The following is a 15775-nucleotide window of genomic DNA, read 5'->3' as shown; positions in this document are numbered from 1 at the left end:
GTGTTAATTTAATTATATTCAGTTTTAGATAAAATTCAGCACCAAGTATGCATAAAATTTATCTTTTAAAGATTTTCAAAAAGTTTGTACTATTTTTACCTTAAAATTGAAATATATGCGCCTTATTTATTCCGGATTTCTATTCTTAGTATTCACTTTTATTTGTACTGCACAAGATGATGTTGTTCAATTAAAAAACATTAGTGATACTATTCTAAATCCTAAAAGAACATTAAAAATAACCGGAACTTTAGATGGAATAAAAACAATGCAACAATTATTTCCCGGAAAGCTATATAAGAAATCTTCCTATAACACTTTTATAAGCTGGAAATGCAATACTTGTAAACCTACAGCCTACACCGATGTTAATGGCGTTGAAGAAGATCCGTTATTTCCTTACAAAGAAGGAGTTGCAACACGACTTGATACCACAATTAATTATACAGATTCAAAAGGAAATCAATTCAAAATGTTGGTTTTTAATCATTCTGTTTATGATGCCGATGGATCACAGACAGGGCGTTTTAGCGGAGGCCTTTTAGGATTAGCCAAATTTGCAAAAAATGGAAATGCCTGGGAAATGAAGTCGTATCAACCTGCAATTGCTGCGTTTGGTGCTTTCTCACACATTCCTGCTTTAAAACTGGTTGAAATTGGAGAAGATCAATATGCATTTTCGCTCATACATTCCAATGGTGGCGCTGGCGGACCTTACAATGCCTATTTGTACCTTATTGTTGGCTTTAACGGGAAATACCAAACATTGATGGAAGTTGGAGATTACAGGCTTTCTAATAATACTGAAGGCAGTACTGAATGGTCCAGTACATACAAAGTTGTTAATGATGGTAAGAAAAAGTTTTTAGGGATTTTGCCATTACAACCACCGGATTCTATAAAAAGGCCAAAGGCACCGAAGATGACTTTGAAGTAGAGATGCCAAAGGAGATAAGCGAAATGGTGAAGACGAAAAAACAATTTAATTTTAGTATTGAAAAACGACTTTCGTTTGATGGCAAATGGTACAAGATTGTTGGTAAACCAGTTGTAAAATTTTCTAATGTTAAATAAAATTATTTCAAATAAAGTATAGATATTAAACCCAGTCCCGCAATAAATATCCACAAGAAAACACCTTGCAACAAAGGCTTCACTCCTACTGATTTTAGAGTATTACTATTCAAAGTTGCCCCAATTAAAAACAAAGTAATGGTTAAACCGATTTTGGCAATTCCTACGATACTTGGTGTAAAAAAGGCTATTTGCGGCACATATGAATTAAGCAGCATTGCCAAAATAAATAATCCAATAAAGTACGGAATCTTAATTTTTGAGTTTTTATTTTTAAAAACAATTGCGGTCAGAATAGAAATCGGAATAATCCATAAGGCTCTGGCCAGTTTTACGGTTGTAGCAATCTGCAAAGCTTCGGCACCGTATTTATTTGCTGCACCTACTACAGAACTGGTGTCATGAATGGCAATGGCACACCATAATCCAAAATCTTTCTGGGATAAATCAAGCTGATGCCCAATGAATGGAAACACAAACAAGGCAACTGAGTTTAAAATAAAAATCACACCCAAAGCTATTGAAGTCTGATTTTCGTTTGATTTGATTGTTGGCGAAATGGCTGCTATGGCACTCCCGCCGCAGATTGCTGTTCCACATGAAATCAAGTGAGAAGTTTTTTTATCTGTTTTAAGCCATTTTCCTAAAAGTGTACCAAAAATTAATGTGCTGAAAATAGACAGGACTGTCAGCAAAAAACCTTCTTTACCAGCTGAAATCGCTGATGAAGCATTCATTCCGAAACCTAAGCCTATTACAGAAAACTGCAATAAAAAAGTGATGGCTTTATGATTGAATGCTAAAAACGGGTTTCCAAAAACATTTACAATCAGAACGCCTAATAATAAAGCAATGGGCGGTGATATAACTGAAAACAGACACAAAATGATTACTGCTCCAAAAATAAGCTGCTGAAGAAAAAGATTAACTTCTACTAAATGAGACGCTGTATGTTGTTGTGTTTTCAAAATAGGATACTTGATATTTACCCTGCAAAGTTCTGCCCTTTATTTTGAAAACACCAATCGTAAAATGCAATCGGCTATAACTTCAGGTTATAATAAGAAGATATATTTTGAATAAACAGTTCCGATAAGGCATCTGATTTTCCGAGTAAGGTAATAATGTAAAAGTATCTTTCAATCGTTAAATTCTTTACATCTAAAACTATCAGTTCGTTATTTTTAAGTTCCTTGCCTACTGCATGTATTGACATAAAAGCAAAACAGTCTGAATTTAATAAATAAGATTTGATACTTTCTGTATTACCTAACTGCATTTCGATTTGCAGATCGGATAATTTTAAACCAACTTGTTTCAAAGCATACTCTATAACTTCAAGTGTTCCGGAACCACGTTCGCGGGTAATGAATTTCATTGACTTTAAATCTTCCAATGAAATTTCATTTTGCTTTACAAAAGAATTCTGAGTATTACAAACCAAAACCAATTCGTCTTTTATAAACGGAACATATTTAATGGACTGATTTTTAGATTGTCCTTCTACAATTCCGATTTCAATTTCCTTGTTGATTAAGGCGTTTTCAATTTGCTCGGTATTTCCGTTCAGTAGATTGACTTTTATATCCTGCTGTTTTTGGTGAAATCTTGCCAAAACCGGTGAAATAATATATTGCGAAATGGTGGTGCTTGAACCCAATCGCAGTAATCCCTGACGCTCGTTACGAAACGAACTCATATCAAAGTCGATTTCACGATAGATTTCGAAGATGTTTTTGGTATGTTGCAAAAGGATTTTTCCTGCCGGAGTCAAGGCAATTTTAGAACCGTTTCGTTCAAAAAGCTTGGTTTTATAGGTTTCTTCGAGTTCTTGTATGTGTTTTGAAACGGCCGGCTGAGTAATGTATAATTCTGTTGCCGCTTTAGTAAAATTAAGGCGGAGTGCAACGGTGTAGAAAACTTTTAGCCTGAAGTCCATTATTATTAATATTTACCTATTGCTTCAACTCCAACTTCAGAAAATCTTAATATTTCAGTTGTAATTGGATATCCTGAATTATTGTATTCGTCAAGAACAACAGAACCAAGACGTTGAGAGAAATATTCAAAATCTTCTTCGGCAAAAATATAACAAAAATCTCTTACAGGAATAACAGCATAAAATGGAAAACCAATATTATTTTGAACTAAAGTTTTTATTTTTGAAGAAAAAAGGCAGGAGCTTTTAAGTGACACTTCTTGGATATTAATCATTCCAAGTTTATGATTATCTATATCTTCAAATTCTATCTTTACTTTATCTAATAGCTTTCCTAAATTAAAATCGGCTTGTTTTTCTAATTCGTTAAGATCTTTTTTCCAATCGGATAATTCTTCTTTAGTTATAAATGAAAAACCATTATTTATATTAAGTACGAAGACTTTACTAAATTCATTAGTAACTTTTTCATTTAGCATGTTTTCGAAATCAAAATCATTTGGGATGAATTGAATATATATTTTATCCTTTACATTCTCCCAATCCTCATTTTTTAATGAATGTGATACAATTACATCAACTAATTCATCAATATGACTTTCATCAGAATCTCTTTCATAATTTCGCCTAGCATTTTCTAAGCTAATTTTCAGATCAGATTCCCCAATTTTCACATTGATAAATCCATCTTCATCAATGGACCCAATGTTCAAACCATTGATTTCCAGTTTATTTTTAAATTTATTAAAAACAATATCTTCTTCTTGATTATTATTTTTGGAAAAATTAGTCATAGGACGAAATTTGATTTTATACTATTCAAAGAATTATAAAAGACCATTATACTTCCTGACAAACCATTCCGTAGTCAATACAGCAGCAATTAAAACCAACAACCAAACCCAGTCAATTAAAGGAGTTTTGGTCGAAATGTTTTTTTCAATTGATTTGTATTCCTTATTTTCTAAAAGCGTCTGAATCAAATCATCACTCTGGTTTTCGAAAAAGGCTTTTCCATTGGTCTGCAACGCCAGTTGTTCAAGTTTTTGAACATCCGGATTAACAAATTGTTTTTCGATATCAAAATCCAAAATCTCAAAACGGCTGGAATAAACCGTATTACTGTTTAATTCTTTTACGGTGAAACTATATTTTCCGGCAGCCAGACCGTCTAGGTTTGCCGAGAAAGAGTTATTTCCTTTAAGCAAATCGTAATTTTTGCTTTGCTTGGTTTTGGCATTTGTAACTGAGATTGTTAATCTGGCTTTTTCGTCAAACTCATAGTTTTTATTGAAGTATTGCGCGTTGATCACAATCGCTTCTCCCGAATTATAAAAACTTTCGTGCGTTACCACCAATGATTTTCTGGAAGCCGAGGAAGCCAGAAATTGAATTATTTTATCTGTAAAAACATCATACTTTGCAAACGACTGATTGTCAATATGACTTTGCAAACGCCATTTCCAGCTGTTTTCCCCTAAGAGAAAAGCGGTTCGTCTGCCCTGATTTTCGGCGAAAGCCAATAAAGGCGCATTGGTAGAAACGTTTCTGATTTTAGACGAAAGCAAAACCGATACATTTCCGCTCGTTGTAATGCTTCCGAATAGGTTCTGCAATGGCGGAAAATTTTCAAAACCAATGTTTTCAATCGCAAACAAATTGAACTGCGACTGAAATTCGCTTAAATAATCTTCTCTCTGACCACTCATTTTAAAAACCAGATTATTCTGTTTTTGATTCAGAAAATTAAAGTCGGTACTGTTTCCAGTAATGATAAAACTATTCGTCCCTGCCAGTTTATTGTTATCAAAAATAGGTTTGAAAGCACTATTTGGCTGATACAAAACCAAAACTGATACATCATTTAACTTATCTAGTTCATTTGGTTTTGCTAAAATCACTTTTCGTTGCGCGTTTGTTTCGATTGAACGTTTCAAAGCTCCTATATCAGGATGATTTATAGTAGAAACTATTGCAATAGTGGATTTTTGATCAATTATTTCAACTGCAAAGTTTTTGATGTTGTTGTAGCTGTTTTTCTCTTTTACGTTAGAAGAAACATTTGCCATGAAAATCTGCAGTCCAACTTTATCAGCAGGAAGTAATACATTTATAGAAGCTGTTTTTTTAGAAGGAGAGAAAGAAACTTTCTCTCTGGCTACAACTGAATTTCCTTGTGAAATTGTAAAATCGGCGTTTACAGCTTTAGTCCCTGCATATTGCAAAAATACTTCAACTGGGAATTTATTTTTATGAAAAGCGTATTTATTTACGTTTAACTGATTGATTTTTAAATCAAAAAAAGTGGTTGTATCTCCCACAACCAAAGGATAAACTTTATTAACAGGATCAAAACGATATACATAATCGTTTCCTGTAGTCTGATTTCCGTCGGTGATGATAACCGTTGGGTAAATCAGGTTTTTATTGATGCTTTTTAAATTTTTAGCAACCTCATCCAAATTAGTCTGTTTTCCTTTAAAATCAAACTTGTCCGAAGGCTTAAAATCAGCATCAAACTGATAAGACTGGATTTCAAATTTGTCCTGTAGAGCCGCATTCGAAATCAGTTTTTGATATAATTCGGTAACTTTTTTATCCGATTTTAAAGCTGTTATAGAACTCGAATTATCTACCGCAATGGCCAAAGGCGTTTTGGTAACCTGAAGCGAATTTTTCGTCATAACAGGATTAATCAGTAAAATCAATAATCCGAAAATTGCTAAAAAACGCAAAAAAGCCAAAAACACATTCACATTCGAATGGTTTTTGGCTTTGTAAAAATATTGAAAATACGACAATCCACCAGCTATTACTAAAGAAAGTAATAATAATAGAATCGTGTTTGTAGTCATATATATATTTAGTTTATAGTTGTTAGTTTATAGTTTTTGGTTCTGGACAATAACAACAAACCATCAACAATCAACTTATTTAAGTAAGCATTCCTCCGCAAACATTAAGTACCTGTCCCGTAACATAAGCACTCAAATCTGAAGCCAGGTAAAGACATGCATTGGCAACATCTTCAGTAGTTCCGCCACGTTTCAACGGAATTCCGTCTCTCCATCCTTTTACTACATCTTCCGGTAATTTTGCCGTCATTTCGGTTTCAATGAACCCAGGAGCGATTGCGTTGCAGCGAATATTACGTGAACCCAGCTCTAAAGCTACTGATTTTGTAAAACCAATTGCACCCGCTTTTGAAGCTGCATAGTTAGTTTGTCCCGCATTTCCTGAAACCCCAACCACAGAACTAATATTAACGATAGAACCTGAACGCTGTTTCAAAAAAGTTTTCTGAATTGCTTTAGTCATATTAAAAACCGATTTCAGATTGACATCTATAACCTGATCAAAATCAGCTTCAGACATACGCATCAAAAGGTTATCTTTTGTAATACCGGCATTGTTAATCAAAATATCAACTGTTCCAAAATCTGCTAAAACAGCGTCAACAAAAGTCTGCGCTTCATTAAAATCCGCTGCATTCGACTGGTATCCTTTTGCTTTTACTCCCAAACCGTTCAATTCTGCTTCCAGAGCCTGAGCTGATTCTACAGATGAACTGTATGTAAAGGCGACATTGGCACCATGTTTAGCAAAAACTTCGGCAATTCCTTTACCAATTCCGCGGCTCGCGCCTGTAATGATGGCTACTTTTCCTTCTAGTAATTTCATAATCAAAATTAATTTTAATAATTATTTGTAGCTAATCCTGCTATCCGTTGCAATCTTTTCTGTTTTAAAGAAAAACACAAAAGGATTTCCACTTCTATCAGGGCTAAAAACGACTTGTCAAATATAGGACAATTCCTTTTTTTAAAAAAATAACAATTGTAATAACGTTTAAAGATTGCCAAAGATAAAAAACCTAAAAGTATTAAATCAAAAAAAGCGGCTCCATTGAACCGCTTAATATTTAAATACTATGAAATAAAGTTATTAAAATCTGTAATTTGTCAATCTAAAAGGGGTTGAAGCACTTGCATAAGTATAAATTACATTGGTATAGAAAATTGTAAAACTCTCTTTTTTAAGATATAATCCTTTAGGGTTTGTTATTTCATCATCTAAAATTTTCAAAAATGCCCTTGCTGCCGGAGTTCCAATCCAACCATCATCAGTTAAAATAATGGTTTTATTTACAGGGTCTTCAGTCGTGGTAAAGAAATGATAGATAGGTGCTTTTCCCCCATTAAATGTATAAGCAATATAATTACCATTTAACGGATCGTTAAATGCTATCTGAACTCTCGCAAGTTTTTGATTAGCAGCCAGAGTAGCATTCACCTTATCTAAAATTGATTTAGCATATGGCGAGTTTGTAGCGGCTGTAGCTAAGTTGGCAGCTATATAGCCTATTGTAATTTGAGGACCACCCTCTAAGAATATTTTATAATCATCTGTTAACCTTGGTGGTGCATTTGTAAATTTAATAGATGCAGAGACTCCGTTTGTTCCTGTAGCTACAAAAGTCTTATCAATTGCATTATAAGTAAAATCTGTTAAACTCTGATTTCCTACAACTACAGCGGGTTTTACAGTTATTCCTGTAGGAGTGTAAGCAATAGCTGCTTTAAGTGTTTCTGAATTTTCTGCTTCTAATGGAATAGCTGATCCAAATCTCGTTACAGAATTAAAACTAAACTCGTATTTTTTTACTGAACCTCCATTAGTAGTTTCAAGTATTCTAAACAACGGACTATTAATATCTCCTGTCATATTAGCATTTATGACAGTATTTTTCTTTAAATCAGTCCAATCCTGAGCAGTTGCTTTTACAAAACGAACTTCTTTAACAGTCCTATTTGTTCTAAAAACAATGTCACCATTTTCTTGTCCATAATATAAAAACTGAAAATCACCTAAGAAGCCTTTACCTGCAGCAAGAGGCGAATTATTCGAATCTGATAATAAATGAATTTTGTTTTTTGTCGTAAAAACCAGACTTACTGTACTACCTAACTGAATTTCATACTGGCTATTATAAATTTCTGTATCAGAATCAAAATCAGAAGCCATGTCTACTTTTCCATTTGGTAAAAATTTAAATAAGTGTGTAAATCCACCTAATTGGCTATCGTCAGTATAATATACAGCTTTCCATCCATTTTCAGAGGAAAGTAATAAATTACTTAGTTCGCTTCTTTGTTTATTTAAACGTTCAGTTGGTGTTTCCTCAAATTTTTGTTCAGCCTCTGTACTGACACAACTATTTAGTTGCAAAGTCAGGACTAGAAGCATAAAATACTTAAATATATTTTTAGTTTTCATAATTCCTTTGTTTAAGTTTTTAATTATTTAAAACATCAGTAGTGTTTTTCTGAGCTTCGTCTCTTAAAGCATAAAAATCGATATTAAAAGCATCCCTGTAATACTGAACAACCAGAGCTTCTTTTTTCTTAAGAGCAGTAACTGCTGCGGGCACGGTGATACTTGCATATAAAGCGTCGTATTCTGCTTTTGACATGAGTAAAATTATTGCAGCAGTTTCTGCAAAATCCTCTGTATAATTTGATCTCGCGTAAGCACTAATAAATCCAAGCCTTTGAGCTGCAGCATCAGTAATACCAAACGGATTTGAAGTATAATCATTAGGTGTGATTTTTGCCCAGGCTTCTACATCAAAAGTTTTAGTCTGATTTAAAATATGTACGTATTCATGCTGAATAGTGTGTACAAATTGCGTAACACTTGCGCGATTTTTTTTATCAACATAATCTACCTGAAATAAAGATATTCTCTTTCCACCTTCGGCTAATCCTAAAGTGTTAGAAACATTATCCGGGTTTACATTGACACCACCTACCAAAACAAAATCTCTTGGTGCAATAATTTTAACAAAATCTTTTCCTGCAATAGCACTATAACTATCTATCCATATCTTTTTGATTATTTCAAGTGCAGGTTGTACTTTATTAATAGCTGGTGGATATAAAAATCTATTTTGTTCTACTACATTTTGGTTCCACTTATATTGAACACTAATATTGTAAGGATTTATATAATTTTGATCTATCCATGTATCTAAATCTGTTTTTACAGGCTGAGTAAAATCTAATGTACTTTGAGTTGGCTGATCTTCGTGAGAACATGATATTACTGACATAATCCCAGCTGCCAATACTATTTTTATATATTTTTTAATTAATTTCATAATAGTTTAAATTAAATTTATCTCGGATTTTTTTCTATACCATTGTTAGATGCATTTAGTGGTATTTGCACAGCACGACGCTTATCATCTTTAACCAGAATGTTTTTTTGCTTATTTGTCCCTGAGCGTTATAAGTATCATGTTCTACCACGAGATTAAATCTTTTGATATCAAACCATCTTTGTCCTTCATGCAAAAACTCTCTTCTTCTTGCCTCAGTAATTGCTTTAATAAAAGAAGCTTGTTCCGTAGTTAGGGAATAAAAAGGAGTATATTCATTATCAATAACAGGATACTTTGCATATATTTTAGCTTTTGTCAACACATCAGTAGATGTATAACCATCTGTTCTTGTTCCTAAAAAATATTCTAATTCTGCGGTGGCAATATCTAATTGATTGGTCATAACATGAGCTTCAATACGATTTAAAAACATTTCATCATTAGAAAAAAGTACAACTCCTGTATAAGGAAGACCAATCTGTGCTGTTAAATTTGTATATTTAAAATATTCATCAAATTTATAAACTGCTACATTAGCTCCACTCGCTCCTTGTATTACAATATCGATTAACCAATCCTTATTAAATATATTGGTTTCGCTTCCAAGTATTTCATCTCTTTCTTTTGCTCTGGTAAAAGCAAATCTGTTCAAATTAGTTGCCCTGCCGCAAATTGAACTTGGAAAACCAACTAATAAATTCGTAACCTGCGTATTTTTTGCATATTCGATAGGTTTATTAGGAAAATCATAGCTATTATAAGCTGCCCAGTCTCTTAATTTACCAACAGGTTTGTTTCCTAACCCATCTGTATATTCAAGGACTTTTTCCCAATCTCCTTTTATAGTGTAAAAACGTGCAGCAAATGCTTTAGCCGCTTCTTTATTAAAGTGATATTTTAAATACTCTGTCCTGTAATCATTTGTAACATACTTTAAGCCTTCTTTTATGTCGGATTCTACTAAATCAAAAACCTCTTTTACTGAATTACGTTTGTAATTCTTAATCAAAACCTCCTCAGGTTCTGTCACATACGGAATACCGAGATCAGTAGCAGCAGTAGCAGGATTATAACGATTAGACCATATAGAAACCAACATAAAATGAGCATAAGCCCTCGCTAATAAAGCTTCTCCTTTTTGAGGATTAAGATCAGCGGTGTCTCCCAATTCTTTTATAGCCGCTAATGCCTTATTAGCTGTAGCAATTGCTTTATATGCAGCATTCCAGTAAAATCCCTGAGTATCTCTGCTTGTTTGATCATCTTGCAATTCCCAGTTAAAACTTTGCTCATTATTTATATTTACAAGTGAGGTTTTATTGTCAGATACATTATCGGTCATACTTTCTGTAATAGAAATATAAGACCCATCCGGGTAAGCATCTGCCAATAATTCTGATATTTTTTCAGGAGTATCAATTTGCAATCTATTATCTGGTACTTCAGAAAGAAAATCATCGCAACTACTAATACAAATAAGCATCAATAGAGATAAGGCTATTTTTATATTTTTCATAATCAATTATATTAAAATGAAAGGTTTATGGTAAAAGTATATTGTGATGTGATTGGAAAAGCCACACCTCCAGTATTACGAAATTCAGGATCCTGACCGTTAAGTCTTTTATCTGAATAAATTAACAATGGGTTCACTGCTGATCCCTTTAATGAAAATATACTTAGTCCTAATTTTTTCTTTAAATCTGAAGGGAACTCCCAGCTAAGTGATACATTTTTTAATCTTACGAAATCTCCATCTGCAATTCTAACATCCGAGTAATTATAGGTATTATATGCTTTTGCTAACGTACGTTCCCCCCCATTGTTTTCTATTAGCCTTTTATCAGCAATCACAGGAACATTCGTAATGTTTTCGTCACCAGGATTTATCCAACGATTTGTAAAATCTTTTGTAAACACTGTCAAATCATCATAAACACTATCATATACAGGATTTAAACGAACTTTATTCCCTCCTGAGCCAACAATAAACACATATAATGACCAATTTTTATAAGTAAAAGTATTAGCTAAACCAATTGATTTATTTGGCTCAATAGAACCTTCATATTTAAGATATTTTGTAACATCTTTAGTGTCCTGAAAATCAGCATCAGTCATATTATTATCAGCCCCATCCTGCAATTTGAAAGTTGGTAATCCCTGATTATTTAATCCTGTAAATTCATATGAATAAATTGAATTTCTTGGGCTGCCTAATGCATTTCCGCCATTTCCGTTCACCAGGCTAAAAGCTGATGGCTTATTTTGCAACTTCGTAATTTTTTGATCATAAACTGAAAAATTAAGGGTTGTAGCCCATTTAAAATCTTTATTTACAATGTTTTGAGTCGTAAAACCTACCTCTAGTCCTTTAGTCTCCATATCTGCATTATTTCCTTGCTTGATACTTTGCCCTCCAACACCTGAAGTCGTTACAAAATCAACCAAATCAAAAGCTTTACGGCTATAAACATCTGTTACAAACTGTACTCTATTGTTAAACATTCCTAAATCTAGACCAATATTGGTTTCAAATTGTTTCTCCCATGTTAAATCGCCATTTTGTAATTCGTCAATTGATATTGCAGACTCTCTGTTTTGTAAGAAAAGACGATTCGTGATAAAACTTTTATAGATTGCCAATGAATTTGTTGCTGGTCCTGCAGTTGCTGTAAGTCCGTAGGAAGCTCTTAATGCTAAATTGTTTATGTTTTTTGAAGTTTTCATGAAGTTTTCTTCAGTAACATTCCATTTCCCACTAACTGTATAAGTTGGTAACCATCTGTTTGACCCGCTATTTCCTTGTCTGTTAGAACCATCATAACGACCTGTAAGTGATGCTGTATAACGTCGATCGTAAGTATAGCCTACTTTACCAAAAAAACCAACAGTTCTTTCTCTTTCGGCATCAAATCCATAATAGGAGTCTCCGTCATTTACAATTTTTTCAATAAATCTTGGATCAATAAAAGGTGTAAGACCTCTGTCAAATTGAAGTCCTGCTGCAGTAAAATTGTCACTACTTCTATCTACTGATCTAAGTTCTGTTCCCAAAAAACCCTCTAATTCGTGCTTCTCGTTTAATGTATTTCTATAATTAACACTATTTCTAATGTTATATGATGTCATTTCATTCGTGAATTTTCTTAAAAATCCACCATTTGGAAGTACAGATATTTTTGGCGCTGTTAAATTATCAGGATCTTTAAATAAAAAGATATTAGCTTCCTGAACAATAGAATTTTCACCTTCCGGGCTTAAAGCTGTACCTGCTTTGTAAGCTGCTGCTACATTTGAACCTTCATAAACTTTATGCTCTCTTGATGTATTTGCATAACGCGAAGAACCAGTTAGATTATAAGTTAAATTTTTATTTATTTTATATTCTAAATCCAATTGAAAACGGATGTCATTTACTTTAATATCCAGAGTGTTGTTATTAAGCTCATTGATAATATTCATAGGAGCCCAGTTATTTCTGTAATACTCTAAATTTCCGTTATCATCATAAGGCCTTAATGTTCTGCTGGTGTTTAAAACATACTTAAACGGATTGATATCAAACTCTCTGTTTACACTTCCATATACGGGATCTGATTTGCTTTCGTAACTTCCAGGAGCAGTTTGATTACGTACAGATCCCATTGTGGATACAGTCACATTTAATCTATCATTCACAAAAAAGGTTCCTTTAATATTAGAAGTTAACTGCTTTACGTTATCAGCAATTGTCCATCCCGGATCACTATAATACCCAAGAGATGCATAGAATGTATTATTTTTTCCACCACCTGAAAAGCTTAAAGAATGATTTTGTGTAATGGAAGGCCTAAATAATACGCTAAACCAGTCTGTATTGCCTAATTCATATTTTTTTAAAAACTGATTACGGCTAACCACATCATTTCTAACACCAAACTCCCCATTTGTGTTGTTGTAAGTATCAATTTGTTTGGCCAAAATATTATATACACCTCCAAATCTTCCGTTAAGAGATGATGCTATTTCTAAAAAACCCTTACCATCCCCACCGTATCCTTCTAATTCTTTTAAAATACTCATTGATTCCTGAGAATTTAAAATATCATATTGAGAATAATTTGGTACAGTTCTCACGGTATTTTCAACAGAATAACTCACTTTTAGTGGTGAGTCCCTGCGTCCTTGTTTTGTTGTTACAACTACAACTCCATTTAACGATCTTGAACCATAAATAGAAGTTGCCGAAGCATCTTTAAGTATTTCAATGCTTTGAATATCATTAGAATTTAAACCGGCTACAGAAGAACTTAATAAAGTTTCAGAATTTCCTGACGCTAAATCAGCAAAAGAAATATTAATAATATCTTCCTGCACAACACCATCAATTACCCATAATGGTTTAGTATCTCCAAAAATAGAAGATGATCCACGAACTGTAATTTTAGGAGCTGTACCAAATGTTCCGGTAACATTTTGTACAGTTACACCCGCAGCCTTGCCCTCAATCATTCTGCTCACATCCACTACTCCGTCAACTTTTAGTTCAGCAGCTGAGATTTTACTAATCGCTCCTGTAAAAGTCCTTTTAGAAGTTTTTTCATATCCAGTTGTAACAATAACTTCTTTTAAGTTCTGTCCTGCTTCATTTAAAACAATAGTGGGAGAAGTATTTTCTATTCCAATTTCTTTAGTTTCAAAACCTACATAAGAAATTACTAACTGACTGCTATTAGCAGGCATTTCAATAGAAAAATTTCCGTCAAAATCAGTCAGGACAGCTATTTTAGTACCTTTTGCAAGTATAGTGGCTCCAGGCAGAGGGCTACCATTTACATCTGTAACTTTTCCTTTTATAATAGGGCCAGCTGATAATATTTCAAATAAGGATGTATGTGATTCATCTGTAGAAAAACCATCTGATTTTGCGTTTTTTTGCAAAATAATCTGATTGCTTATTTCTGCATAAGTAATATTGAATGGTTTCAAAATTCTGTTAAGGATACTTTCCAGAGTTTCCTGATTTGCCTCGATACTAACTTTTTGATTTAACTGAGGCAATCTTGAATTGTATGAGAATTTCACATGGGCAGACTTTTCAAGTTTAGACAACGTATTATCCAAACTTAAATTATCAACTGCAATGGTAACTTTCGTATCTAATTTTCTTTGTCCACTCACACTGTTTGCCATGGTGACACTTGAAAATACAAGTGCTAAGACGAACTGAAATAGCGTTATTTTCATGATTCGATGGAGTAATCGTTGTTTCACAACTGGTTTTTTCATAATTTTGGTTTGTTTTGATTAATACTATTCACGTGTATTTTTAGAACGCAATAAATAAACCTTTACAGAGATTTATTTAATTTTTATAAGTGTCGAATATGTTACAGCATTTCGGCACTTTTGTTTTTTTTTACATAGGCAACAAGTTGATTATTATTTATTATACATATCCATTATCAAAAACTTAATTACAGCCTTGTGATGTTATTACAATTTGATTTCCATTCATCTCAAAACTCGTATCATTGCCAATACTCTTGCAAATAATTTTAAGTTTTTCTGATAAAGGCTGATCACTTAATGAAGTGGTTAAATGACAATCTTTTAATTTATCTTTAGGAAAATCAATTTCAACCTGATACGCTTGTTCTATCGTTGTAAGAATCTGTCCTACCGGAATATCAGTAAATTCAAAACTTAATTGTTCAATATTGCCCACATTCCTAGCTAATGACTTATCCTCTGTTATATTACTTATTTTATTAAAAATTAGGTCTTTTCTTAAAAAACGTAAAGCTTCATTAGGCAATAAAATAACCTCATGTTTTGAATCTCCTGCCAATTCATTTGAACTTACCTTAACTTTACCGGTTCGAACAAGTACTTCAACATTCGGCTGATCTGAATAAGCTCTTACCCTAAAACTAGTACCAACAACTTTTGTAATGATTTCGTTAGCATAAACAAGAAAAGGTTTTTGGGGATTTTTGCTAATTTCAAAAAAACCCTCACCTGATAAATACACTTTTCTTTGATTTCCGGTAAAGATTTTAGGATAACTTAATTTACTGTTTGGCTGTAATAAAACTGAACTGCCATCTGACAAAGTAATTATTTGTGGTTTATTAGAATTATTCGTCTGCTCAACGAGTCCTTCATTATTTTCTTCTAGAAGTTCCTTATAAGTTACAACAGAATCATTACTCTTAAATTCATTATTGTAAAACCAAAGTGATAAAAATGCAAAAAATAAAGTAGCAGCAATACTACGCCAATACACCTTTAAATACTTAAATGAATTATCTCTTATGCTTTTGTTTCGATTCTCTTTTTCTTCAATCTTAATCCAGGTGGATTGTAGTGCGGTAGTAAGCTCCGAGTAAGAAATTTTATTTTCTGGTACTTTCATTGCCAACAATAAAAGTCTGGCATCTTCAACCAATTTTGCCCGTTGCTGATTTTCTAATGTCCATTCTTCCCAGCCTTGCTGATCAATTTTTGACAAGACCCACAATTGAAATGACGAATCTGCTAAAAAATCTTCAATTTCGATATAATAATTACGTTTTTGCATCTATAGAAATAAGGTTACAAAAACATAGAGGACA

Annotated in this window: 11 protein-coding genes; 1 reads left to right on the top strand and 10 read right to left on the bottom strand. The window is 33.0% G+C overall.

Features of this window, described 5'->3' with window-relative positions:
- Positions 1 to 115: 115 nt before the first annotated feature.
- Entirely contained in the window at positions 116 to 937 is an 822-nt protein-coding gene (locus P5P89_RS17615) for a hypothetical protein (protein ID WP_278009482.1), read from the top strand.
- 139 nt (positions 938 to 1076) lie between these two features.
- Here P5P89_RS17615 and P5P89_RS17610 read toward each other — a convergent pair whose 3' ends face one another.
- From P5P89_RS17610 to P5P89_RS17565, 10 genes are all read right to left on the bottom strand, one after another.
- On the bottom strand, positions 1077 to 2042 hold the full coding sequence (locus P5P89_RS17610; protein WP_278009481.1) for a YeiH family protein: 966 nt from the start codon (positions 2040 to 2042) through the stop codon (positions 1077 to 1079).
- Between the two features lie 74 nt (positions 2043 to 2116).
- The gene (locus tag P5P89_RS17605; protein ID WP_278009480.1) at positions 2117 to 3013 is read right to left on the bottom strand and encodes a LysR family transcriptional regulator; all 897 of its coding nucleotides are present in this window, start codon (positions 3011 to 3013) and stop codon (positions 2117 to 2119) included.
- Positions 3014 to 3018: 5 nt separating this feature from the next.
- Complete coding sequence (locus P5P89_RS17600; RefSeq protein ID WP_278009479.1) at positions 3019 to 3807, bottom strand: hypothetical protein; 789 nt, start codon at positions 3805 to 3807, stop codon at positions 3019 to 3021.
- A 33-nt stretch (positions 3808 to 3840) separates the two neighbouring features.
- Positions 3841 to 5868 (bottom strand): hypothetical protein, encoded by a 2028-nt coding sequence (locus P5P89_RS17595; RefSeq protein WP_278009478.1) that lies wholly within the window; start codon positions 5866 to 5868, stop codon positions 3841 to 3843.
- A gap of 79 nt (positions 5869 to 5947) precedes the next feature.
- The gene (fabG, locus tag P5P89_RS17590; protein ID WP_278009477.1) at positions 5948 to 6694 is read right to left on the bottom strand and encodes a 3-oxoacyl-[acyl-carrier-protein] reductase; all 747 of its coding nucleotides are present in this window, start codon (positions 6692 to 6694) and stop codon (positions 5948 to 5950) included.
- 264 nt (positions 6695 to 6958) lie between these two features.
- Positions 6959 to 8290 (bottom strand): DUF4302 domain-containing protein, encoded by a 1332-nt coding sequence (locus P5P89_RS17585; protein WP_278009476.1) that lies wholly within the window; start codon positions 8288 to 8290, stop codon positions 6959 to 6961.
- Between the two features lie 19 nt (positions 8291 to 8309).
- Positions 8310 to 9173 carry a substrate import-associated zinc metallohydrolase lipoprotein gene (locus tag P5P89_RS17580; protein ID WP_278009475.1) on the bottom strand — a complete coding sequence of 288 codons (864 nt, stop codon included), beginning with the start codon at positions 9171 to 9173 and terminating at the stop codon, positions 8310 to 8312.
- 55 nt (positions 9174 to 9228) lie between these two features.
- Positions 9229 to 10692 (bottom strand): RagB/SusD family nutrient uptake outer membrane protein, encoded by a 1464-nt coding sequence (locus P5P89_RS17575; RefSeq protein ID WP_278009474.1) that lies wholly within the window; start codon positions 10690 to 10692, stop codon positions 9229 to 9231.
- 11 nt (positions 10693 to 10703) lie between these two features.
- Positions 10704 to 14447 carry a SusC/RagA family TonB-linked outer membrane protein gene (locus P5P89_RS17570; RefSeq protein WP_278009473.1) on the bottom strand — a complete coding sequence of 1248 codons (3744 nt, stop codon included), beginning with the start codon at positions 14445 to 14447 and terminating at the stop codon, positions 10704 to 10706.
- 184 nt (positions 14448 to 14631) lie between these two features.
- Positions 14632 to 15672 (bottom strand): FecR family protein, encoded by a 1041-nt coding sequence (locus P5P89_RS17565; RefSeq protein ID WP_278009472.1) that lies wholly within the window; start codon positions 15670 to 15672, stop codon positions 14632 to 14634.
- Between the last annotated feature and the right edge of the window lie 103 nt (positions 15673 to 15775).

The organism is Flavobacterium gyeonganense (genome assembly GCF_029625295.1).
GTDB lineage: Bacteria > Bacteroidota > Bacteroidia > Flavobacteriales > Flavobacteriaceae > Flavobacterium > Flavobacterium gyeonganense.
The sequence above is the reverse complement of the archived record's forward strand: the minus strand, read 5'-3'. Positions and strand labels throughout refer to the sequence as shown.